This window comes from Bosea sp. (in: a-proteobacteria) (assembly GCF_023953965.1).
Classification (GTDB): Bacteria; Pseudomonadota; Alphaproteobacteria; order Rhizobiales; family Beijerinckiaceae; genus Allobosea.
On the sequence record NZ_JAMLIX010000002.1, the window covers coordinates 1,214,958 to 1,235,356 of the forward strand.

26 protein-coding genes are annotated in these 20,399 nt (G+C 68.1%); 2 read left to right on the forward strand and 24 right to left on the reverse strand.

The window, feature by feature from the left end; translation table 11 throughout:
• Window positions 1-411, reverse strand: coding sequence for a rhodanese-like domain-containing protein (locus tag M9917_RS20860; RefSeq protein WP_297256928.1), 411 nt, complete (start codon window positions 409-411; stop codon window positions 1-3).
• Between the two features lie 99 nt (window positions 412-510).
• Between M9917_RS20860 and M9917_RS20865 the strand changes: the two genes are divergently transcribed.
• Complete coding sequence (locus M9917_RS20865; protein WP_297256930.1) at window positions 511-780, forward strand: DUF3253 domain-containing protein; 270 nt, start codon at window positions 511-513, stop codon at window positions 778-780.
• Here M9917_RS20865 and M9917_RS20870 read toward each other — a convergent pair whose 3' ends face one another.
• The 11 genes from M9917_RS20870 to M9917_RS20920 form a co-directional block, all read right to left on the reverse strand.
• The gene (locus M9917_RS20870) at window positions 781-1,569 is read right to left on the reverse strand and encodes a YdcF family protein (protein WP_297256932.1); all 789 of its coding nucleotides are present in this window, start codon (window positions 1,567-1,569) and stop codon (window positions 781-783) included. It abuts the gene before it with no gap.
• Window positions 1,570-1,647: 78 nt separating this feature from the next.
• Window positions 1,648-2,268 carry a glutathione S-transferase family protein gene (locus M9917_RS20875; protein ID WP_297256934.1) on the reverse strand — a complete coding sequence of 207 codons (621 nt, stop codon included), beginning with the start codon at window positions 2,266-2,268 and terminating at the stop codon, window positions 1,648-1,650.
• 14 nt (window positions 2,269-2,282) lie between these two features.
• Entirely contained in the window at window positions 2,283-4,283 is a 2,001-nt protein-coding gene (locus M9917_RS20880) for an acetyl-CoA carboxylase biotin carboxylase subunit (protein ID WP_297256936.1), read from the reverse strand.
• A 127-nt stretch (window positions 4,284-4,410) separates the two neighbouring features.
• Complete coding sequence (locus M9917_RS20885) at window positions 4,411-4,860, reverse strand: hypothetical protein (protein WP_297256937.1); 450 nt, start codon at window positions 4,858-4,860, stop codon at window positions 4,411-4,413.
• Between the two features lie 234 nt (window positions 4,861-5,094).
• On the reverse strand, window positions 5,095-5,781 hold the full coding sequence (locus M9917_RS20890; protein ID WP_297256939.1) for an HAD-IA family hydrolase: 687 nt from the start codon (window positions 5,779-5,781) through the stop codon (window positions 5,095-5,097).
• A 177-nt stretch (window positions 5,782-5,958) separates the two neighbouring features.
• A complete protein-coding gene (locus tag M9917_RS20895; RefSeq protein ID WP_297256941.1) occupies window positions 5,959-6,426 on the reverse strand; it encodes a hypothetical protein in 468 nt (155 codons plus the stop codon).
• A 94-nt stretch (window positions 6,427-6,520) separates the two neighbouring features.
• A complete protein-coding gene (locus M9917_RS20900) occupies window positions 6,521-7,732 on the reverse strand; it encodes an RluA family pseudouridine synthase (RefSeq protein WP_297256942.1) in 1,212 nt (403 codons plus the stop codon).
• Entirely contained in the window at window positions 7,729-8,112 is a 384-nt protein-coding gene (crcB, locus tag M9917_RS20905) for a fluoride efflux transporter CrcB (RefSeq protein WP_297256943.1), read from the reverse strand. Before crcB ends, M9917_RS20900 begins: the two co-directional genes overlap by 4 nt.
• Window positions 8,113-8,175: 63 nt before the next feature.
• Window positions 8,176-8,343, reverse strand: coding sequence for a hypothetical protein (locus M9917_RS20910; protein ID WP_297256944.1), 168 nt, complete (start codon window positions 8,341-8,343; stop codon window positions 8,176-8,178).
• Window positions 8,344-8,345: 2 nt separating this feature from the next.
• Complete coding sequence (locus M9917_RS20915; RefSeq protein ID WP_297256945.1) at window positions 8,346-9,653, reverse strand: replication-associated recombination protein A; 1,308 nt, start codon at window positions 9,651-9,653, stop codon at window positions 8,346-8,348.
• A complete protein-coding gene (locus M9917_RS20920) occupies window positions 9,650-11,086 on the reverse strand; it encodes a Do family serine endopeptidase (RefSeq protein ID WP_297256946.1) in 1,437 nt (478 codons plus the stop codon). Before M9917_RS20920 ends, M9917_RS20915 begins: the two co-directional genes overlap by 4 nt.
• A 147-nt stretch (window positions 11,087-11,233) precedes the next feature.
• Between M9917_RS20920 and M9917_RS20925 the strand changes: the two genes are divergently transcribed.
• A complete protein-coding gene (locus M9917_RS20925; protein WP_297256947.1) occupies window positions 11,234-11,653 on the forward strand; it encodes a BLUF domain-containing protein in 420 nt (139 codons plus the stop codon).
• Window positions 11,654-11,761: 108 nt separating this feature from the next.
• Here M9917_RS20925 and M9917_RS20930 read toward each other — a convergent pair whose 3' ends face one another.
• The 12 genes from M9917_RS20930 to rplF form a co-directional block, all read right to left on the reverse strand.
• Window positions 11,762-13,027, reverse strand: coding sequence for a Glu/Leu/Phe/Val family dehydrogenase (locus tag M9917_RS20930; protein ID WP_297256948.1), 1,266 nt, complete (start codon window positions 13,025-13,027; stop codon window positions 11,762-11,764).
• A 176-nt stretch (window positions 13,028-13,203) separates the two neighbouring features.
• A complete protein-coding gene (rplQ, locus tag M9917_RS20935) occupies window positions 13,204-13,620 on the reverse strand; it encodes a 50S ribosomal protein L17 (RefSeq protein ID WP_297256949.1) in 417 nt (138 codons plus the stop codon).
• A gap of 124 nt (window positions 13,621-13,744) precedes the next feature.
• Window positions 13,745-14,761 carry a DNA-directed RNA polymerase subunit alpha gene (locus M9917_RS20940; RefSeq protein WP_297256950.1) on the reverse strand — a complete coding sequence of 339 codons (1,017 nt, stop codon included), beginning with the start codon at window positions 14,759-14,761 and terminating at the stop codon, window positions 13,745-13,747.
• A 96-nt stretch (window positions 14,762-14,857) separates the two neighbouring features.
• On the reverse strand, window positions 14,858-15,247 hold the full coding sequence (gene rpsK / locus M9917_RS20945) for a 30S ribosomal protein S11 (RefSeq protein WP_043237079.1): 390 nt from the start codon (window positions 15,245-15,247) through the stop codon (window positions 14,858-14,860).
• A 123-nt stretch (window positions 15,248-15,370) separates the two neighbouring features.
• A complete protein-coding gene (rpsM, locus tag M9917_RS20950) occupies window positions 15,371-15,739 on the reverse strand; it encodes a 30S ribosomal protein S13 (protein WP_297256951.1) in 369 nt (122 codons plus the stop codon).
• Window positions 15,740-16,044: 305 nt separating this feature from the next.
• Complete coding sequence (locus M9917_RS20955) at window positions 16,045-16,638, reverse strand: adenylate kinase (protein ID WP_297256952.1); 594 nt, start codon at window positions 16,636-16,638, stop codon at window positions 16,045-16,047.
• Window position 16,639: 1 nt separating this feature from the next.
• On the reverse strand, window positions 16,640-17,977 hold the full coding sequence (gene secY, locus M9917_RS20960; protein WP_297256953.1) for a preprotein translocase subunit SecY: 1,338 nt from the start codon (window positions 17,975-17,977) through the stop codon (window positions 16,640-16,642).
• Between the two features lie 94 nt (window positions 17,978-18,071).
• Entirely contained in the window at window positions 18,072-18,548 is a 477-nt protein-coding gene (gene rplO / locus M9917_RS20965) for a 50S ribosomal protein L15 (RefSeq protein WP_297256954.1), read from the reverse strand.
• Between the two features lie 13 nt (window positions 18,549-18,561).
• Entirely contained in the window at window positions 18,562-18,756 is a 195-nt protein-coding gene (gene rpmD / locus M9917_RS20970) for a 50S ribosomal protein L30 (RefSeq protein WP_297256955.1), read from the reverse strand.
• Window positions 18,757-18,766: 10 nt separating this feature from the next.
• Window positions 18,767-19,330: a 30S ribosomal protein S5 gene (gene rpsE, locus M9917_RS20975; RefSeq protein ID WP_297256956.1), complete on the reverse strand. Its 564-nt coding sequence runs from the start codon at window positions 19,328-19,330 to the stop codon at window positions 18,767-18,769.
• Window positions 19,331-19,474: 144 nt separating this feature from the next.
• Window positions 19,475-19,837: a 50S ribosomal protein L18 gene (rplR, locus tag M9917_RS20980; protein WP_297256957.1), complete on the reverse strand. Its 363-nt coding sequence runs from the start codon at window positions 19,835-19,837 to the stop codon at window positions 19,475-19,477.
• 11 nt (window positions 19,838-19,848) lie between these two features.
• The gene (gene rplF, locus M9917_RS20985) at window positions 19,849-20,382 is read right to left on the reverse strand and encodes a 50S ribosomal protein L6 (RefSeq protein ID WP_297256958.1); all 534 of its coding nucleotides are present in this window, start codon (window positions 20,380-20,382) and stop codon (window positions 19,849-19,851) included.
• Window positions 20,383-20,399: the final 17 nt, after the last annotated feature.

The following is a 20,399-nucleotide window of genomic DNA, read 5'->3' on the forward strand; positions in this document are numbered from 1 at the left end:
TCAACCCTTCTTGTCGGCCGGCGCATCGACCGGCGCGCCGGCCTTCTTCCAGGCGCCGAATCCGCCCGCCACATGCGCGACCGGCTTCAGCCCCATCGCCTGCGCCACCTCGGCCGCCAGCGCCGAGCGCCAGCCGCCGCCGCAGAAGAAGACGAAGCGCTTCTCCTCCTGGAAGATCGCCCGCGCATAAGGGCTTTCCGGATCGATCCAGAATTCGAGCATGCCGCGCGGGCAGTGGAAGGCGCCGGGCATGCGCCCTTCCCGCTCCAGTTCGCGCGGATCGCGCAGATCGACGAAGACCACGCCGTCGCTCCCGTGCAGCGCCCGCGCCTCCTCGACCGACAACGTCACGATCCGGCTCTCGGCCTCGGCGACCAGCGTCTTGTAGCCCTTGGTGATGGTCTGCGGCACGCCTGGCGCCCTCCCTGCTTCCGGCCGCAGGGTGGCGGCTCGCCGCGGCAGCGTCAATGCCGCTTGCGCGGGCCGCGCACGCAATGGCAGAGCGGCGGCATGAGCATCGATCCCCAGACGATCGAGGATACGATCCTCGCGCTGCTCTCGCGGCGGCCGGCGGGGCTGACGATCTCGCCGATGGATGTCGCGCTGAGCCTCGGCGGCGGCCATCCGGACGGCTGGGGACCCCTGATGCAGCCGGTGCGCCGGGCCTCTGTGAAGCTGATGAAGGAGGGCCGGCTCGTCATCACCCGCAAGGGCCGGCCGGTCGACCCCGACGCTTTCCGCGGCGTCTATCGCCTGGCCCTGCCGGCGCGCGCGCCTTGATCACGGCCCCGGAAACAGCGCATCGGTATAGCCCGCGAGACGATAGGCCACGAGACCGACCCATTCCTTGAAGCCGATATCGGCGATTTCGAGCGCGCGCGGCGCGCGGGCGTAGATCCGGACGAAATCCCGTGCCTCGCCGCTCGACCAGAAATCGACCGGGAAAGCCTCGACCGCGAAGCCCGCCTTGCGGAAGACGCCGATGGCGCGCGGCATGTGCCAGCCCGAGGTCACCAGCAGCCAGCGCTCGCCGGGCTTGGGATCGACGAGGCGGCGGGCGAAGACGGCGTTCTCGCGCGTGTTGCGCGATTTGTCGTCGAAGATGAGCCGCGCCGGATCGAGCCCCAGCCCCTCGAACAGCAGCTTCGCCCCGTCGGCCTCCGTCACCGTCGCCGTCGAGATCAGGCTGGCTGTCCCGCCGGCGAAGACGATTTTCGCCTGCGGATGCAGCCGCGCCAGCTCGACCGCCTTCGTCATCCGCGACGCGAGAGCGTTCACCACGACATCGCCGCGCGCCACGCCGACGGCTCCGCCCAGCACGACGATGCCGGTGACGGGCGCCCGGCGCGCATCCTGTTGCGGAAACCGGTCCTCCAGCGGCCTGATCAGGACAAGCGACAGCGGGCTGAACGCCATCAGCACGAGCGCGGTGAGGGAGATCAGCCCGACCCACCGCGCCGGCCGGGCAAAGCGCGTGAACGCCAGCAGGGCCGAGAAACCGCCGAGCAGAATAGCCAGATTGACCGGTGACAGCAGGAACCAGACCAGCTTTGACAGAATGAAGAACATCGGGCCCCGGACAATGAGGAAGACCGCGGGCAGCCTAAGGCCAAATGCTGACGGCTTTCTGAAGCCCGGCCGGCGACCTCACGCGACCGGCAAAGGCAGCGCCGCCCGCGCCGCCGGCCGCGCATGGATCGCCTCGTACCAGCGCCGGACCGCCGGCCGCTCGATCCGCTCGATCGGCATATGCAGCCAGCGATGCGCGCCGCAGCCGACCGCGATGTCGGCCATGCCGAAGCGCTCGCCGGCGAGGTAGGGGCTGTCGTCGAGCTGCGCGGCGAGGATTTCCATCAGCGCCTCGCCCTGCGCCAGGCTCTCGGCGATCACATTCGGATCGGTGAAGCCCGGCAGCTTGCGCACCACGCCCCAGAGCAGCCGCGCCAGCGCCGGCTGGAGCGAGGTGTTCGTCCAGTCCATCCAGCGATCGGCCAGGACGCGCCGCGCCGGGTCCTCCTCCCAGAGTTCGCCGGACGCATGGCGCGCCACGAGGTAGCGCACGATGCTGTTCGATTCCCACAGGACGAGCGTGCCGTCGCGCAGCACCGGGATCTGCCGGTTGGGGTTCATCGCCAGGAATTCCGGCGTATCGAGCCCGCCGAACGGCCCGCCGACATCGATGCGCTCGAAAGCCTGCCCAGCCTCGCCGGCGGCCCAGACAACCTTCTGGACATTGATCGAGCTCAACCGGCCCCAGATCGTCAGCATGAGTGAAACTCCCGTCACGCGAATTCGATGATGACGGCGTCGACGGCGAGGGAATCGCCTTCCTTGGCGAGGACCCTGGCGATGGTGACGTCCTTCTCGGCGCGCAGGACGTTCTCCATCTTCATCGCCTCGACCATGGCGAGCGCCTCGCCCGCCTTGACCTCCTGGCCTGCGGTGACGAGCAGCGCCTTGACCAGCCCCGGCATCGGGCAGAGCAGGAACTTGCCGGTATCGGCCGCGGCCTTCTCCGGCATCAGCGCGGCAAGCTCGGCCTCGCGCGGCGTGTAGACATGGGCGTCCGCATGGGCGCCGGCATGGCTGAGCGCGAAACCGTTCAGGATCGGCCTCACCTGCGCCGCGACCTTCACCCCGTCGAGCGTGCCGTGCCAGACAGGCTCGCCCGGCACCCAGGCGCTGACGACGCTGACGCTGCGGCCCGCGAACGCGATGACGACCGCCCCGTCCTGCTCCGAAACCGCGCCCTCGAACCGCTCGGCCCCGAGATCGACGATGCGATGCCGGTCGAAGGTGACCCTGCACCAGCCTTCCATCTGCGCCGAGACGTTGCGCTTGCGCTGGTTGAGCTTGTGGTCGCAGGCGATCGCGATCGCCGCCATGCGCTGCGCCGTCTCCCCCTGCGGCGCCGGCAGCGAGAAGCCCTCCGGGAATTCCTCGGCGATGAAGCCTGTCGAAAGATTGCCCGCGATCCAGCGCGGATGCCGCATCACCGCCGCGACGAAGGGGATGTTGTGGCGGATGCCGTCGATGGCGAAAGCGTCGAGCGCGCGGCCTTGCGCCTCGATCGCCGCACGCCGCGTCGGCGCATGCGTCACGAGCTTCGCGATCATCGGGTCGTAGTAGATCGAGATCTCGCCGCCCTCGAACACGCCGGTGTCGTTACGCACCACGGCCTCGCCGTCCGGCCCCTCGCCCGGCGGCCGATAGGTGACGAGCCGGCCGGTGGACGGCAGGAAGTTGCGCGTCGGGTCCTCGGCATAGACTCTGGATTCGACCGCCCAGCCGTCGAGCTTCACGTCGGCCTGCGTGATCGCGAGCTTCTCGCCGAAGGCTACCCGGATCATCTGCTCGACGAGGTCGATGCCGGTGACCATCTCCGTCACCGGATGCTCGACCTGGAGACGGGTGTTCATCTCGAGGAAATAGAAGGACTTGTCCTGCCCGGCGACGAACTCGACCGTGCCGGCCGAATCGTAGTTCACCGCCCTGGCGAGCGCGACCGCCTGCGCGCCCATCTGCTTGCGCGTCGCTTCGTCGATGAGCGGCGACGGCGCCTCCTCCAGCACCTTCTGGTTGCGGCGCTGGATCGAGCATTCGCGCTCGCCGAGATGGATGACGTTGCCGTGCTTGTCGCCCAGCACCTGGATCTCGATATGGCGCGGATCGACGATGAACTTCTCGACGAAGACACGGTCGTCGCCGAAGGAGGACGCGGCCTCCGACTTCGCCCTGGCGAAGCCCTCCGCCACCTCGGCCGAGGAATGGGCGATGCGCATGCCCTTGCCGCCGCCGCCGGCGGACGCCTTGATCATCACCGGATAACCGATCCCGTCGGCGATGCTGACCGCGTGCTCCGGGCTCTCGATGATGCCGAGGAAGCCGGGAACCGTCGAAACCCCGGCGGCAGCCGCCGCCTTCTTCGATTCGATCTTGTCGCCCATCGCGGCGATCGCGCCCGGATTGGGGCCGATGAAGACGATGCCGTTGTCCTTCAGCGCCTGGGCGAAGGCCTCGCGCTCGGACAGGAAGCCATAGCCCGGATGCACCGCCTCGGCGCCCGTCGCCTTGCAGGCAGCGACGATCCTGTCGATCACGAGATAGGACTGGGCGGCGGGCGCTGCGCCGATATGCACCGCCTCGTCGGCCATCTCGACATGCAGCGCGTCGCGATCCGCATCGGAATAGACCGCAACCGTCGCGATCCCCATCCGCCGCGCCGTCTTGATCACGCGGCAGGCGATCTCGCCACGGTTCGCAATCAGGATCTTCGTGAACATGCGTGCCCAACCCCGGCTTCAGACCAGTCTGCAATAGCCGGGGTGTATGGGAGGCCGCAACCGCCGTCCAGCAGTGCGAAAGTCGGCTGTCGCGCCGGATCGGGCCGCGCGGGCCGGCAAGGCCTGCTCAGCTCGCGAGCCAGACGGGCGCGCCGCCGCCGATGCCGGCACGGACCACATCCTTCGCCGCGCCCCTGGCGAAGGCGAAGGCGATGAGCGCCTCGTCGCAATGCTCCGCCTCGCGGGCGATCTCGAAGGCGATACGCTGGGCCGTGGCGGTCGGCCCCTCGCCGGCCGACAGCGTCGTCACCAGCCAATGCGCCTTGCCGCGGTCGATCACGCCGGTCGGGCGGTTCTCCCAGACGGCGAAGTCGACGACCAGCGCCACGAGGTAATCCGCATAGGCCGGCGCGCTTTGCGGCACGGCCCGGTCGAGCGCCACCAGGACATCGACGATGTCCCGCGTGACGACGATGTCGTTCAAGATGTCGCGCTGAAGCAGCTTGACGTCTTCTTCGTCGATCGCGCGACGATCCATCACGCGATCGACGAATTCACGAAGCTCATGACCCATCATGTTCAAACCCCTGTCCGGCGTTGTTTTGTGCCGGTACGTCCCTGTTGTGGGGTCACCATGCACCCGGCCTCGGCATCAGGTGGTTAACGCGCGAATCTGAACGGATATTCAGGTTAAACAGAACTGAGTCGGCTTGGTTGCGAGGATGTTACTGCGATCATCCCGACGGCCGCGGGGATGACGGCCACGTCAGCCCGCGCCGTCGCCGCCAAGGCCGCCGCAATCGCGAGCCGATCAGGCGAGCCCGGCCGGCTCGACCCTCGCCAATCCCAGCACGGCCGGAAGCTCGGGGAATGCGCGCAGCACATGCCGCGCGCCGCGCGCGACGAGGCTCTCGACCGGCTGGAAGCCCCAGGAGACGGCGACAGGCACCACACCGGCAGCCACCGCCATCTCGATGTCGAAGGAGCTGTCGCCGACCATCGCCGTGCGTTCCGGCGCCGCGCCCGTCTCCGCCATCGCCCGCCGGATCATGCCCGGATGCGGCTTCGAGGGCGCGTCATCGGCCGATTGCACCGTATCGAACAGTCCCTGCCAGCCATGCCGGGCGACGATGAACTCGGCCCCCTTGCGCGGCTTGCCGGTGGCGATGCCGAGTTTCAACCCGCCATGGCGCTTCAGCTCGGCAAGCGTCTCGGCGACGCCGGCGAAAAGCGGCTCGTCGAGCGACGGATCGGTCTCGGCCCGCGCCCGCATGGCACGGAACACCTCCCGATAGCTCTCGGTCAGGCGGTCGTCGGGCCGGTCGAGCCCGGCAAGCTGCGCCATCGCGATATCGAGCGTCAGCCCGACGACGCCGAGCCCCGCCTCGCGGCCCGGATGCACCCGGCCGCAGCGCCTGAAGGTCTCGTATTGCGCGCCGAGGATGATCGCCTCGGAATTGATCAGCGTGCCGTCGAGATCGAAGAGGATGAGGTCCATGGCTGCGCCTTGGATCGCCGTGCGTCCCGCTGGACGCGACGTGGCGATCCATCTCCCAGTTTCAGCATCGGATTTTCCCGAAAAGTGGATTCCACTTTTCGTATCCGATGCTCTAGCCTGGATCGCCGAAGCGATCCAGCACTGCGCCGTCATGGCGCCGTCCCGTCAACGGGCGGCTCAACCCTTGGCCTCGCGCGCGCAATCGTCGACCGCCTTGCGCAGTTCGACACCGTCGAGCCCCCTGGCCCGCGCCTCCTTGCGGCATTCGGAGCGCAAAGCGAGGTCCGGCCGCTTGCCGTTGAAGCAGGCCGTCAGCGCCGCGATACGCTCCAGGCCCTCGAGCTTGCGCCCGTCGACCTCCTCCTTGCAGGACGCCCGCGCCGCCACGGCCGTCGGCTTGCCGTCGCGCGTGACGCCGCCGCCTGCGTAAAGCCGCACGCCCGGAAACTTGCCCTGCATGCAGATGCGCATCGCGGCCCGCAGATCCTCGCCCGCGAGCGCGACATTCTCGGAAACGCAATCCTGCCGGGCCTTGGCGCGCTCCGCCCGCGGGATCGGTTCGTCCGTGGCCGGAGCGACACCCTGTGCCTGCGCGGCCCCCACGATGCCGAAAAGGAAGGCGGAAACAATCAGGATCGAACGCATGGTCAGCCCCTCCGATGACGAGAACATCAATAGAACAGAAAGTGTTTTGTTCCGCAACTGTTCTCTTACGTTCCGTCACCGCGACAGGCGGGGATCAGGCGTCCGGCGCCTCGACGATCGGGTCATAGGGCGCGTCGTCGAAGCCGAGCAGGTTCCAGCTCTGGCGCATATGCGGCGGCAACGGCGCGCTGACGTCGATGACGCCCTTGCCGCGCGGATGCGGCAGCACGATCCGCCGCGCCAAGAGATGCAGCTTGTTCTGGATGCCGCCGGGCAATTCCCAGTTCTGGATATTGAAATATTTCGGATCGCCGACGATCGGATGGCCGATATGGGCAGCGTGCGCCCGCAGTTGATGCGTGCGCCCGGTCACCGGCTTCAGCGAGACCCAGGCGAGTTTCTGCGCCGCCGTCTCGACCACGGCGTAATAGGTCACCGCATGCATCGCGCCGTCCTCGCCATGCTGGGCGACGGCCATGCGCTGGTCGCCGTCATAGGCTTCCTCGCGCGCGAGATAGGTCGAGATCCGCCCCTGACGGACGCGCGGCACACCGGCGACCAGCGCCCAGTAGACCTTGCGCGCCGCGCGCGAGCGGAAGGTCTTGGCCAGCGTCGCCGCCGCGAAGCGCGACTTGGCGATGACGAGGCAGCCGGCCGTGTCCTTGTCGAGGCGGTGGACGAGGCGCGGCTTCTGCCCGTCCTTGCTCGTCAGCGCCGCGAGCAGGCCGTCGACATGGCGCGTCGTGCCGGAGCCGCCCTGGACGGCGAGCCCCGCCGGCTTGTCGAGGACCATGACGTCGTCGTCCTCGTAGAGCGTGATCGAACGCAGGAAGCCGATCGTATCGGCATCGGCCTTGGCCGAGCGTGGGCGCTCGGCCTGGCTCTCCAGCTTCAGCGGCGGAATGCGCACGCTCTGCCCGGCCGCGAGCCGGTCCTTGCTGTCGGCGCGCTTGCCCTCGACGCGCAATTCGCCCGTCCGCACGATGCGCTGGATATGGCTGAAGGAGAGCTGGGGAAAGCGCGCCTCGAGGAAGCGGTCGATCCGCATCCCGTCCTCGTCCGGCGTCACCACGAGCTGCTGCACCCCGGTCGCGAGCACCTGCGCGGTTTCGGCCTTGACCTCGGCACGGGTCGGCCGGGGCGCTCCGGCCGGCTGGTGCGCTGGGCGCGATGCGCCGCCCGCGGCAGGCCGGGCCGCCGCCCGGCGCCGGGCGTCGTGGCTTGGCCGCTTGCCCCCGGTGCTCTTGCCCCCGGTGCTCTTGCCCCCCGTGCTCTTGCCCCCGGTGCCTTTTCCACCCGTCTTCATGACAGGCTCCGCATCACAGCAAGCCCGCCGACGAGCCCCGCCAGCGACAGCGCGACCGAGCCGATCACATAGGCTGCGGCCGGCATCACGGCGCCACGCTCCCAGAGCAGCACGGCGTCGAGCGAGAAGGCGGAAAAGGTGGTGAAGCCGCCGAGCACGCCGGTGGCCAGGAAGAGGCGCAGGCCCTGCGGCACGTCTTCCCCGGCGCGGAAGGCGAACCAGCCGGCGACGAGCCCCATCAGGGCCGAGCCGAGGATGTTGACGGCCAGGGTCCCATGGGGGAAGTCCATGCCGAACCAGCGCGGCGAGACGGCATTGACGCCATGGCGCAGGACGCCGCCGATGCCGGCCCCGACGAAGACGAGAGCTGTGGAGATCATCGCCGTGGCATAGAGCCTGCCGCAGCCTTGCACAAACGAAAACCGCGGAAGCTCATGGCCGCGTCAGCGCCGCAGCCGCGGGCGCACATAAAGCTCGAAGGCGATGGTCAGCACGACGAAGACGAGCGCGATGGCGAAGGCCACGACCCAATAGGCGACATCGTCCTCCGCGACGAACCAGCCGGCGATCAGCGAGGGAACGATCAGGAACAGGCGCGCCAGCAAGAACATCCCTAATCCCCCCGCTCCTGCCGCAGCCGCTCCCAATACTCCAGCCGCTTGCGGATCTCGCGCTCGAAGCCGCGCTCGGGCGGATCGTAGAAGCGCTGCCGGCCGAGCACGTCGGGCCAGTAGTTCTGCCCGGAGAAGGCGTCCGGCGCATCGTGGTCATAGGCGTAGTCGGCGCCGTAGCCCTCCTCGCGCATCAGCCTCGTCGGGGCGTTGAGGATGGTCTTGGGCGGCATCAGCGAGCCGCGCTCCTTCGCCACCCGCGCCGCCGCCTTGTAGGCGGTGTAGGCCGCGTTCGATTTCGGCGCCGTCGCCAGATAGATCACGCAATTTGCCAGCGCCAGTTCCCCTTCGGGCGTGCCGAGCTGCTCATAGGTCTCGGCCGCCGCACGCGCATGCAGCAGGGCCTGCGGATCGGCGAGCCCGATATCCTCAACCGCCATGCGCACCAGCCGCCGCGCCAGGAAGCGCGGATCCTCGCCGGCATCGAGCATGCGCGCGAAATAATACAGCGCCGCGTCCGGATCGGAGCCGCGGATCGTCTTGTGGAGCGCCGAGATCAGGTTGTAGTGGCCGTCCTGCGCCTTGTCGTAGATCGGCGCCCGGCGCTGGATCACCTCCGAGAGGCCGTGCTCGTCGAGCACCTCGCCGGGCTTCGCCGCCCGCCAGATTTCCTCGGCCAGCGTCAGCACGGCGCGCCCGTCGCCATCGGCGAAGCGCGCGAGCGCCAGCCGCGCCTCCGGCGTCAGCGGCAGCTCGCGGTTCTCCAGCACCTCGGCCCGGCCGAGCAGGAAGAGGAGCGAGCCCTCGTCCAGCGCCTTGAAGGTCAGCACGCGGGCGCGCGAGAGCAGCGCCGCGTTGAGCGCGAAGGACGGGTTTTCGGTGGTCGCGCCGATCAGCGTGATCGTGCCGTCCTCCATCACCGGCAGGAAGGCATCGAGCTGGGCGCGGTTGAAGCGGTGGATCTCGTCGACGAAGAGCAGCGTGCCCCGGCCGCCGAGCCTGCGCCCGCGCGCCGCCTCGAACACCTTCTTGAGGTCGGCGACGCCGGAGAAGATCGCGCTGATCTGCTCGAAGCCGAGATCGACCAGCCCGGCGAGGAGCCGCGCCACGGTGGTCTTGCCGGTGCCGGGCGGCCCCCAGAAGATCAGGCTGCCGATCGTGCCCGAGGCCAGCAGGCGCGTCAGCGCCCCGTCCGGCCCGGTCAGGTGCTCCTGGCCTGCGACCTCGGCAAGCGTCGTCGGACGCAGCCGGTCGGCGAGCGGCCGGGGGCCGGACTTGTCGAGGCCGGAGGCTGAGAACAGGTCGCTCACCCCGGGAAGACCGAGGTGATGGTCTGGCCGTTGCGGGTGATCGTCACCTCCCAGGCGCGCCTGCGCTCCTTCAGCATCGCCTCGACCTCGCGCGAGTTCGTCATCGGCTCGCCGTTCAGCGCCTTGATCAGGTCGCCCTTCTGGAAGCCGACATTGGCGGCGGTGCTGCCCTCCTCGACCTCGCTGACGACGACGCCCTCGCTGCCGGTCTCGACCGAAAGCTCCTCGGCCAGCGCCGGCGACATGTTGCCGACCGTCAGCCCGGCGAGCGGCGAGCGGCTCGTGAGCTTGATGAGGTCGCGGGGCCGCGACTCGGGCGCGGCGACGAGCTTCACGGAAACCGGGATGCGCTTTCCGGCGCGCAGCACGGTGAGCACCGTCGTGCCGCCGATCGGCCTTGTGGCGTAGCGGTAGCCGAAGGATTCCGGATCGTCGGTCGCGACGCCGTCGACCGAGAGGATGACGTCCGAGCGACGCAGGCCCGCCTGTTCGGCCGGCCCCTTGTCGACGACGCTGGCGACGACCGAGCCCGCCGGCCGGTCGAGCCCGAGCCCGTCGGCGACATCCGCCGTCAGGGCCTGCAGCCGCGCCCCGAACCATGGCCGCCTCACCGTCTTGGCGCCAGCCCTGGCGCTGTCGACGACGAGGCGCACCATCGCCGAAGGGATCGCGAAGCCGATGCCGACGCTGCCGCCCGAGCGCGAATAGATCGCTGTGTTGATGCCGACGACGCGGCCCTTCATGTCGATCAGCGCACCGCCCGAATTGCCGGGGTTGATCGCAGCATCCGTCTGGATGAAGGACTGCGCGTCGCCGACGCCGATCTGCGTGCGCGCAAGCGCCGAGACGATGCCCTGCGTCACGGTCTGTCCGACGCCGAAGGGATTGCCCATGGCGAGCACGATGTCGCCGACCTGGAGCTCGTCGGTGTCGGCGAGCGCGATCGCGGTCAGGTTCTTCGCATCGGCGAGCTTGAGCACGGCAAGGTCGGTGCGCGGATCGCGCAGCAGGATCGTGGCCTCGACCTCGCGCTTGTCGGCGAAGGCGACCTTCACCTCGCTCATGTTCTCGATGACGTGGTTGTTCGTCACCACGAGCCCGCCCGCGGCATCGACGATGACGCCGGAGCCGAGCGAACGCTGGACCCGCTCGCGCGGCACGCCGAAGCCGCCATCGCCGAAGAAGCGGCGAAAGAACGGATCGTCCATGAAGGGGTTCTGTGGGCGCTTCTCGACGCGCGCGCCATAGACGTTGACCACCGCCGCCGCCGTCTGCTTCACCAGCGGCGCGAAGGAGAGCGTCATCTGCTCGCGCGTCTCGGGGACCTGGCGCGCCTGACCGAGCGCCGGCCACGGCGCGGCAGCTACTGTCAGGGCACCGGCGAGCGCCGTCGCGGCCAGGATCTTCCGGAAGCTTGAGGGGCGCTGGATCATGCTCGTCCTCGTTCAGAAACAAAGGCGCCGGAGCGGCGTTACCCGTTCAGGCGCGTTCACCCGCCAACCCGCTGCAAAGCGCTGCTGTTCCCGCAGCGGCATGCCTCACCCCGATATGGCCTTTCAGCGCCGGATAGGAAGAGCAGGATGAGCCTGATTCGGCTTGTGTACGCCAGCGAGAGCCGGCTCGTCGATACCTGTCGCAGCGAAGAGCTGGACAGGATTCTGGCGAGCGCGCGGCGCCTCAACGAGCGCAACGGCATCACCGGCTTCCTGCTGGCAACGGATTCAGCCTTCGCGCAGGTGCTCGAAGGGGCGCGCGAGGCGGTGGCGGAGACCTATGGTCGGATCGGGGCGGACCCGCGCCATGCGGGGCTCAAGCTGCTCTGCGAGCAGCCGATCGCCGCGCGTTCCTTCCCCGGCTGGGCGATGGGCATCTCCGAGCGCGACGAGACCACGACCTTCATCTTCGGCCTCTACGGCGTCACGCCCGAAGAGGACCTCCAGGTCCAACCGCTCGACGTCCTTCTCGACCTCGCCGGCGAGCTCGCCGGGCCACCGGCCTGAAACCAGCACGATCGCGCCCCACGGCAAACCGGCGTCAGCCACCGGAATCGAAAGGGCGACCATGCCGGCCGCCCTCACTCCTCGTCAGCTTTGCGAAGCGCCGGCCGCTCAGGTCGCGAAGAAGCTCTGGGTGCCGTGCGCCTCGATCGCCTCGGCCAGGCGCCGCAGCGCGTGGACATAGGCCGCGGTGCGCATCGCGATGCCCTTATCCTGCGCCACGCTCCAGATCGCGCGGCCCTCGCGTTCCATGATCTCGCGCAGGCGCTCATGGATCTCCGGCAGCATCCAGTAGAAGCCCTGCCGGTTCTGCACCCATTCGAAATAGGAGACGGTGACGCCGCCGGCATTGGCCAGGATATCGGGCAGCACGGTGATGCCGCGCGCCTCGAGCAGTTGATCCGCCTCCGTCGTCACCGGGCCGTTCGCCAGCTCGAGCACGACGCGCGCCTTGACGCTGCCGGCATTGCCCGCATGGATCATGTTCTCCAGCGCCGCCGGCACCAGGAGCTCGCAATCGACGCCGACGAGATCGTCGGCGTCGATCCGGCGATGGCCGCCCTCGCCGGCGGTCGCCGCGACGGCCTGCCCGCTCTCCTTGGCGGCGACGAGCCGCGCCACGTCGAGCCCCTCCTCGCAGGCGACGGCGCCGGTCGAATCCGATACGGCGACGATGCTGTGCCCGTCTTCCGCCAGAAGTCTGGCGATGAACTGGCCGGCATTGCCGAAGCCCTGGATCGCCACCCGCATCCTGTCGCCGAGGCCGAGATCGGCGCGCAGATGCCGCACGAGGTAATAGCCGCCGCGGGCGGTGGCGTCGTTGCGGCCGAGCGAGCCGCCGAGCGCGATCGGCTTGCCGGTGATCACCGCCGGCACGGCCTGGCCGACGATCTGGGCATATTCATCGGCCATCCAGCCCATGATCATCGCATTGGTGTAGACATCCGGTGCCGGGATATCGCGATCGGGGCCGATCGTACGCGCGAAGGCCTGGATATAGGCCCGCGACAGCCGCTCGAGCTCCGCCTTCGAGAGCTGGCGCGGATCGACCTGCACGGCGCCCTTGCCCCCGCCATAGGGCAGGTTCATCACGGCGCATTTGAAGGTCATCCAGAAGGCCAGCGTCTCGACCTCGTCGACCGTCGAGGAGGGATGGTAGCGGATGCCGCCCTTGGTCGGCCCGCGCGTGTCGTCATAGCGGCAGCGCCAGGCGAGGAAGGATTTGCGCGAGCCGTCGTCCATCCGGATCATCAGCCGGACCTGGGTCGTCTCTCGGGCGAATTTCAGCTTCTCGATCACATCGGAATCGACATTGAGATGCTTGGCGGCGGCGTCGAGCCGCACGAGCGCATGGTCGAGAAGGGAATCGTTCGACATGATGCAATCCGTCCTGAGAAGCTAAAACGCAGGCATTCGCTTAAATTCCATGCCGGCAATGCACAAGCGGTCAAAAGACGCATCGCACCGGCGAAATCCGCACGCAGCGCGTCGGGCATGAAAAAAGCGGCCTCGCGGCCGCCTTCTTAAAAAAAACTCCCGGTCCGTCGGGCCGGTCAGGCCGCCTCGTCTTCCGCCGTGAAGACCGGGCCGGAATCCTTGCCCTTGGCCTCGACGTCGCGGTCGACGAACTCGATGATCGCGAGCGGGGCGTTGTCGCCGAAGCGGAAGCCCGCCTTCATGATGCGCAGATAGCCGCCGTTGCGCTCCTTGTAGCGCGGCCCGAGCACGGCGAAGAGCTTGCCGACGAGCTCGACGTCCTTGATCCGGGCGATCGCCTGGCGGCGGGCATGCAGGTCGCCGCGCTTGCCGAGCGTGACGAGCTTCTCGACGACCGGGCGCAGATCCTTCGCCTTCGGCAGGGTGGTGGTGATCTGCTCGTGCTTGATCAGGGCCTGAGCCATGTTGGCGAACATCGCCTGGCGATGCTCGGCCGAGCGGTTGAAACGGCGACCGCGGAAACCGTGACGCATTTGGCTCTCCTGTGATTTTCCGGTCGCCGTGCCACGGTACGACCGGTCGTTATACTCCGGCTCGCACGAGCCGGGCGGGGTCGGCGCGGGATGCCTCCCGCGCCCATGAACTATCTAACCGAACTCAGTAATGCTCCTCGAAGCGCTTCGCGAGCTCCTCGATGTTCTCCGGCGGCCAGCCCTGGACGTCCATGCCCAGGTGCAGGCCCATGGTGGCGAGCACTTCCTTGATCTCGTTCAGCGACTTGCGGCCGAAGTTCGGGGTGCGCAGCATCTCGCCTTCGGACTTCTGGATGAGGTCGCCGATATAGACGATGTTGTCGTTCTTGAGGCAGTTGGCCGAGCGCACCGAAAGCTCGAGCTCGTCGACCTTCTTGAGCAGCGCCGGGTTGAAGGGAAGCTGCGGCGCGGTCGAGACGGCCTCTTCCTTGCGCGGCTCCTCGAAGGTGATGAAGACGGCGAGCTGGTCCTGCAGGATGCGGGCGGCAAGCGCCAGCGCGTCCTCAGGGCTGACCGAGCCGTTGGTCTCGATCGCCAGCGTCAGCGCGTCCTTGTCGAGGTTCTGGCCCTCGCGGGTGTTCTCGACGCGATAGGAGACCTTCTTGACCGGCGAATACAGGCTGTCGACCGGGATCAGGCCGATCGGCGCGTCCTCGGGCCGGTTCTGCTCGGCCGGGACATAGCCCTTGCCGGTGTTGACCGTGAACTCCATGCGGATCTCGGCCCCGTCGTCCAGCGTGCACAGCACGAGGTCGGGGTTGAGGATCGCCACGTCGCCGATGGTGTTGATGTCGCCGGCGGTGACGCTGCCCGGGCCGGACTTGCGCAGCGTCATGCGCTTGGGCCCCTCGCCCTGCATCTTGACCGCGACGGCCTTGATGTTGAGGACGATGTCGGTCACGTCCTCGCGGACGCCCGGGATCGACGAGAACTCGTGCAGCACGCCGTCGATCTGCACGGCGGTCACGGCCGCGCCCTGGAGCGAGGAGAGCAGCACGCGGCGCAGCGCGTTGCCGAGCGTCATGCCGAAGCCGCGCTCGAGCGGGCGCGCGACCACGGTCGCCTGGCGCTTCGGGTCGTCCCCGAGCTTGACTTCGAGCTTGTTCGGCTTGGAAAGATCCTGCCAGTTCTTGCTGATCACGACCGCACTCCCGGTGCTGAATTCATCTGGCGGCAACCGCCGCCCCGGACAGGCGCCCGCCCTTGCGGGCGCCTCTTTCTAGCTAGGGTCTTCGCGTCAGACGCGACGGCGCTTGCGCGGCCGGCAGCCATTGTGCGGGATCGGCGTGACGTCGCGGATCGAGGTCACAGTGAAGCCCGCGGCCTGGAGCGCGCGCAGCGCCGATTCGCGGCCCGAGCCCGGCCCCGTCACCTCGACCTCCAGCGTGCGCATGCCATGCTCGGCGGCCTTGCGGGCGGCATCCTCGGCGGCGACCTGCGCGGCATAGGGGGTCGACTTGCGCGAGCCCTTGAAGCCCATCGTGCCGGCCGACGACCAGGAGATCGTGTTGCCCTGCGCGTCGGTGATGGTGATCATGGTGTTGTTGAACGAGGCGTTCACATGCGCGACGCCGGAGACGATGTTCTTGCGTTCGCGACGGCGGACGCGCTGGGCTTCCTTGGCCATATCTGGTCTTTCATCCTTCAGGCGCGCCCGTCATGCCAGGCGCTGGGGAGAAAGGGCTGTAGGCCGATCGGCGATCGGCAATCGGAAACGACTGCCTGCTGCCTGCCGCCTACCGCCCCGAAATCACTTCTTCTTGCCGGCGATCGGCTTCGCCTTGCCCTTGCGGGTGCGGGCGTTGGTGTGGGTGCGCTGGCCGCGCACCGGCAGCGAGCGGCGATGGCGCAGGCCGCGATAGCAGCCGAGGTCCATCAGGCGCTTGATGTTCATCGAGACCTCGCGGCGCAGATCGCCCTCGACGAGATAGTCGCGGTCGATCGCCTCACGGATCTGGAGCACTTCGGCGTCGGTCAGCTGGTTGACGCGGCGCTCGGCGGCGATGCCGACCTTGTCGCAGATCTCCTGGGCCTTGGCCGAGCCGATGCCGTGGATATACTGCAGGCCGATGACGACGCGCTTGCCGGTGGGAATGTTGACGCCCGCGATACGAGCCATGCTCTCGTCTCCATGTCGGCCGAAGCACCCCATAGTGCCCCGGCGGGGGAAAGAACCCTAGCGTCCGGTGGAGGCCGGCCCATGCAGGGTGTCGAACGGTCCCATGCGATAGCGCGACGTCGTCCCTTCTCGCGAAGGCAACGGCATCGCTCCCATGAAACCGGATGGCGGGTCGTTAACGGGTTGGGCCGGGCGAGTCAACCCGTCGCAACCAAGAAACATGCCAAGACGGCGTAGAGCGCGGGGACCCCCTCTCCCGGAAGGAGAGGGTATTCCCGCGCGATCTGGAATACCGAGCGGCTGCGTCAGCCCCGCGCCGCCGCCGAAAGCGCATCGGTGATCGCCTGCGAAACACCGTCGATCGGCTGCATGCCGTCGATCGCGGTGAGCTGCCCGCGCTTCTCGTAGAAGGGCGCGACCACCGCCGTATCGCGATTATAGGCATGAAGCCTTGTCTTGAAGACCTCCGGATCGTCGTCCTTGCGCACCGGCTGGCCTGCCGCCTTGGCCTCCTCGGCGCGGCGCACGATCCGGTCGAGGAGCTTCGACTGGTCGACCCTGAGCTCCAGCACGGCATCGAGCTTCAGCCCCTTGCCTTCGAGCATGCGGTCGAGCGCCTGCGCCTGCGCCAGCGTGCGCGGGAAGCCGTCGAGGATGAAGCCCTTCTTCGCGTCCGGTTCCTCGATGCGGTCGGCGACGATGCCGATGACGATTTCGTCCGAGACCAGCCCTCCAGCCTCCATCACCGCCTTGGCCTTCAGGCCCACGGCTGTGCCAGCGGCCACCGCCGCGCGCAGCATGTCGCCGGTCGAGAGTTGCGGAATGCCGTGCTTCGCGACGATGCGCGCCGCCTGAGTGCCCTTGCCCGCCCCCGGCGGCCCCAGGAAAATCAAACGCATCTTACCTTCGCGCTCCTCTCAGCTTCGCCTTCTTGACCAGCCCCTCGTACTGATGGGCCAGCAGATGCCCGTGGACCTGTGCCACCGTGTCCATCGTCACCGACACCACGATGAGCAGCGAGGTGCCGCCCAGCAGGATGATCGGAACCTGAGCATAGGTGATCATGATCTCGGGGATAAGGCACACAATCGTCAAATATGCTGCGCCGATGACGGTGATGCGCGTCAGGATGCGGTCGATATGCTCGGCGGTCCGTTCGCCGGGGCGGATGCCCGGCATGAAGCCGCCATGCTTCTTGAGGTTGTCCGCCGTCTCCACCGGATTGAACACGATCGCGGTGTAGAAGAAGGTGAAGAAGATGATCAGGAGCGCGTAGAGCACCATGAACAGCGGCCGGCCATGGGCGAGATAGGTCGCGATCAGCGACATGATCCCGGTGCCGCCCGAGGCTTGCGAGAAGCTCGCGACCGTCGTCGGCAGGAGCAAGAGCGATGAGGCGAAGATCGGCGGGATCACGCCCGAGGTGTTGAGCTTCAGCGGCAGGAACGAGGTCTGCCCCTCATACATGCGGTTGCCGACCTGGCGCTTCGGATAGTTGATCAGGAGGCGCCGCTGCGCGCGCTCCATGAACACGCAGAAGGCGATGACGCAGATCGCCATCACCAAGACGCCGAGCAGGAGCCCGGTCGAGATCGCGCCCTGCCGGCCGAGCTCGAAGGTCTGGGCGAGCTGCGCCGGGAATTCGGCGATGATGCCGGCGAAGATGATGATCGAGACGCCGTTGCCGATGCCGCGGCTGGTGATCTGCTCGCCGAGCCAGAGCAGGAACATCGTGCCGCCGGTCAGCGTGATCGTGGTCGAGAGCAGGAAGAACGGCCCCGGCTCCAGCACGAGGTTGCCCGAGCCCTGCAGGCCGACCGCGATGGCATAGGCCTGGAACACCGCCAGCACCAGCGTGAGGTAGCGCGTGTACTGGTTCAGGATCTTGCGGCCCTGCTCGCCTTCCTTCTTCAGCGTCTCGAAGGTCGGCACCACGCTCGACAGGAGCTGCACGATGATCGAGGCCGAGATGTAGGGCATGATCGCCAGCGCGAAGATCGCCATGCGCCCGACCGCGCCGCCCGAGAACATGTTGAACATGCCGAGCATGCCCGACTGGGTCTGGCGGAACAGGTCGGCCACCGCCTCCGGGTTCATGCCGGGCAGCGGGATATAGGTCCCGAGCCGGTAGATGACGAGCGCCCCCAGCGTGAACCAGATTCGCTTCTTGAGTTCGTCCGCCTTGGCGAAAGCCCCGAAATTGAGGTTTGCCGCTAGCTGTTCAGCCGCCGATGCCATCGCGTCCGGTCCTTGAGAGCGTCTTCAAACAGGCGAACGGCGGCCAGGGCGCTAGGCCCGGCCGCCGCTCGCAAAGGTCATGTAGGCGTTGAGATCACGCCTGTGAAGCGGCAGCCAGGATCTTGACCGAACCGCCGGCCTTCTCGATCGCGGCGACGGCCGATTTGGACGCGCCCGCGACCTCGAAGGAAAGCTTCGTCTTGAGCTCGCCATTGCCGAGGATCTTGACGCCGTCCTTGGCCTGGCGGGTGATGACGCCGGCGGCGACCAGCGCCTCGACGGTGACCGCGCCCTTGGCGTCGAGCTTGCCGGCTTCCACCGCCTGCTGGATCCGGCCGAGGTTCACCTCGTTGAGGTCCTTGCCGAACAGGTTGTTGAAGCCGCGCTTGGGCAGGCGGCGATAGAGCGGCATCTGGCCGCCTTCGAAGCCGTTGATGGCGACGCCGGCGCGCGAGGTCTGGCCCTTCACGCCGCGCCCGCCGGTCTTGCCCTTGCCGGAGCCGATGCCGCGGCCGACGCGGATGCGCTGCTTCAGAGCGCCTTCGTTGTCACGAATCTCGTTGAGTTTCATGGTGTCGCCCTCCTCACTTCGCGTCGACGACGCGCACGAGGTGCTTGACCTTCTCGACCATGCCACGCACCGAGGGGGTGTCCTGGAGGGTCGAGCGGCGGCGGATCTTGTTCAGGCCGAGACCGATCAGGGTCTGGCGCTGGGTGGCGTCGCGGCGGATCGGGGAGCCGATCTGCTCGACGGTGAGGGTCTTCTCAGCCTTTGCCATGACGCCCTCCTCACGCTTCCGCGGCCGCATCCGTGCCGGCATCGCGGCGACGGGTCTGCAGGGCCGAAACCTTGAGCGAGCGACGGGCCGCGACCGAGCGCGGGCTGTCCTCGTTCTTCAGCGCGTCGAAGGTGGCGCGCACGAGGTTGTACGGGTTGGAGGAGCCGAGCGACTTCGACACGACGTCCTGCATGCCGACCGCCTCGAACACGGCGCGCATCGGGCCGCCGGCGATGATGCCGGTACCGGCGGGCGCCGCGCGCAGCACGACCCTGCCGGCGCCGTGGCGGCCGTGCACGTCGTGATGGAGGGTGCGGCCCTCGCGCAGCGGGATGCGGACGAGGCCGCGCTTGGCGGCTTCCGTCGCCTTGCGGATCGCCTCGGGCACCTCGCGGGCCTTGCCGTGGCCGAAGCCGACGCGGCCCTTCTGGTCGCCGACGACGACGAGCGCGGCGAAGCCGAAGCGACGCCCGCCCTTCACCACCTTGGCGACGCGGTTGATGTGGACGAGCTTGTCCACGAATTCGGAATCGCGCTCTTCGCTGTCCCGACGCTCACGCGGCTCTCTAGCCATGTTGGTCCTCTTACTTGCGCGGACGAGGATCGAACCCCGCCGCTCGCTCGAGCCTGCCCCCGTGCCTCATTGCGCGGGGAAGCCTTGAAAACGGATGCCGCCCGGCCGGCGCTGAACGCCGGGCCGGGCGAAACCCGATAATCGTCAGAAGCTCAGCCCGCCCTCGCGGGCCGCATCGGCCAGCGCCTTGACGCGGCCATGGTACATGTACGGGCCGCGGTCGAAGACCACTTCCGTCACGCCGGCCTTGACCGCGCGCTCGGCGACGATCTTGCCGATCTGGCCGGCAGCCTCGACATTGGCGCCGGACTTGATCGTGGCGCGCACGTCCTTGTCGAGCGACGAGGCCGAAGCCAGGGTGACCCCCTTCACGTCGTCGATGACCTGGGCGTAGATCTGCTTGCCGGTGCGGTGCACCGAGAGGCGCGGGCGGCCGTTGGCGACCGCCTTGACCGCGCGGCGGACGCGGGCCTTGCGGCGCGCAGTCACATCGTTCTGCTTGCTCATGGCTGGCGTCCTTACTTCTTCTTGCCTTCCTTGCGGAAGATGAACTCGCCGGCGTATTTGACGCCCTTGCCCTTGTAGGGCTCGGGGCCGCGATAATCGCGGATCTCCGCGGCGGTCTGGCCGACGACCTGCTTGTCGATGCCGGCGACGACGATCTCCGTCGGCTTCGGCGTCGTGATCGCGACGCCGGCCGGGATGTCGTAGTCGATGTCGTGGCTGTAGCCGAGCGACAGCTTCAGCACCTTGCCGGCGACGGCGGCCTTGTAGCCGACGCCATTGATCTCGAGGCGCTTCTCGAAGCCTGAGGTGGTGCCGACGACGAGGTTGTTGATGCGGGCGCGCGAAGTGCCCCAGAGCGCGCGGGCGCGCTTCGACTGCGAGCGCGGCTGAACCGAGATCGCGCCGTTCTCCATGGCGACCGAGACGTCCTCGGGCACCTCGAAGGAGAGCTCGCCCTTCGAGCCCTTGATCTTGACGAGCTGGCCGGTGACCGAGGCGGTGACGCCCGCGGGAACCGAAACCGGCTTCTTACCGATACGAGACATTTGGATTTCTCCTGAAG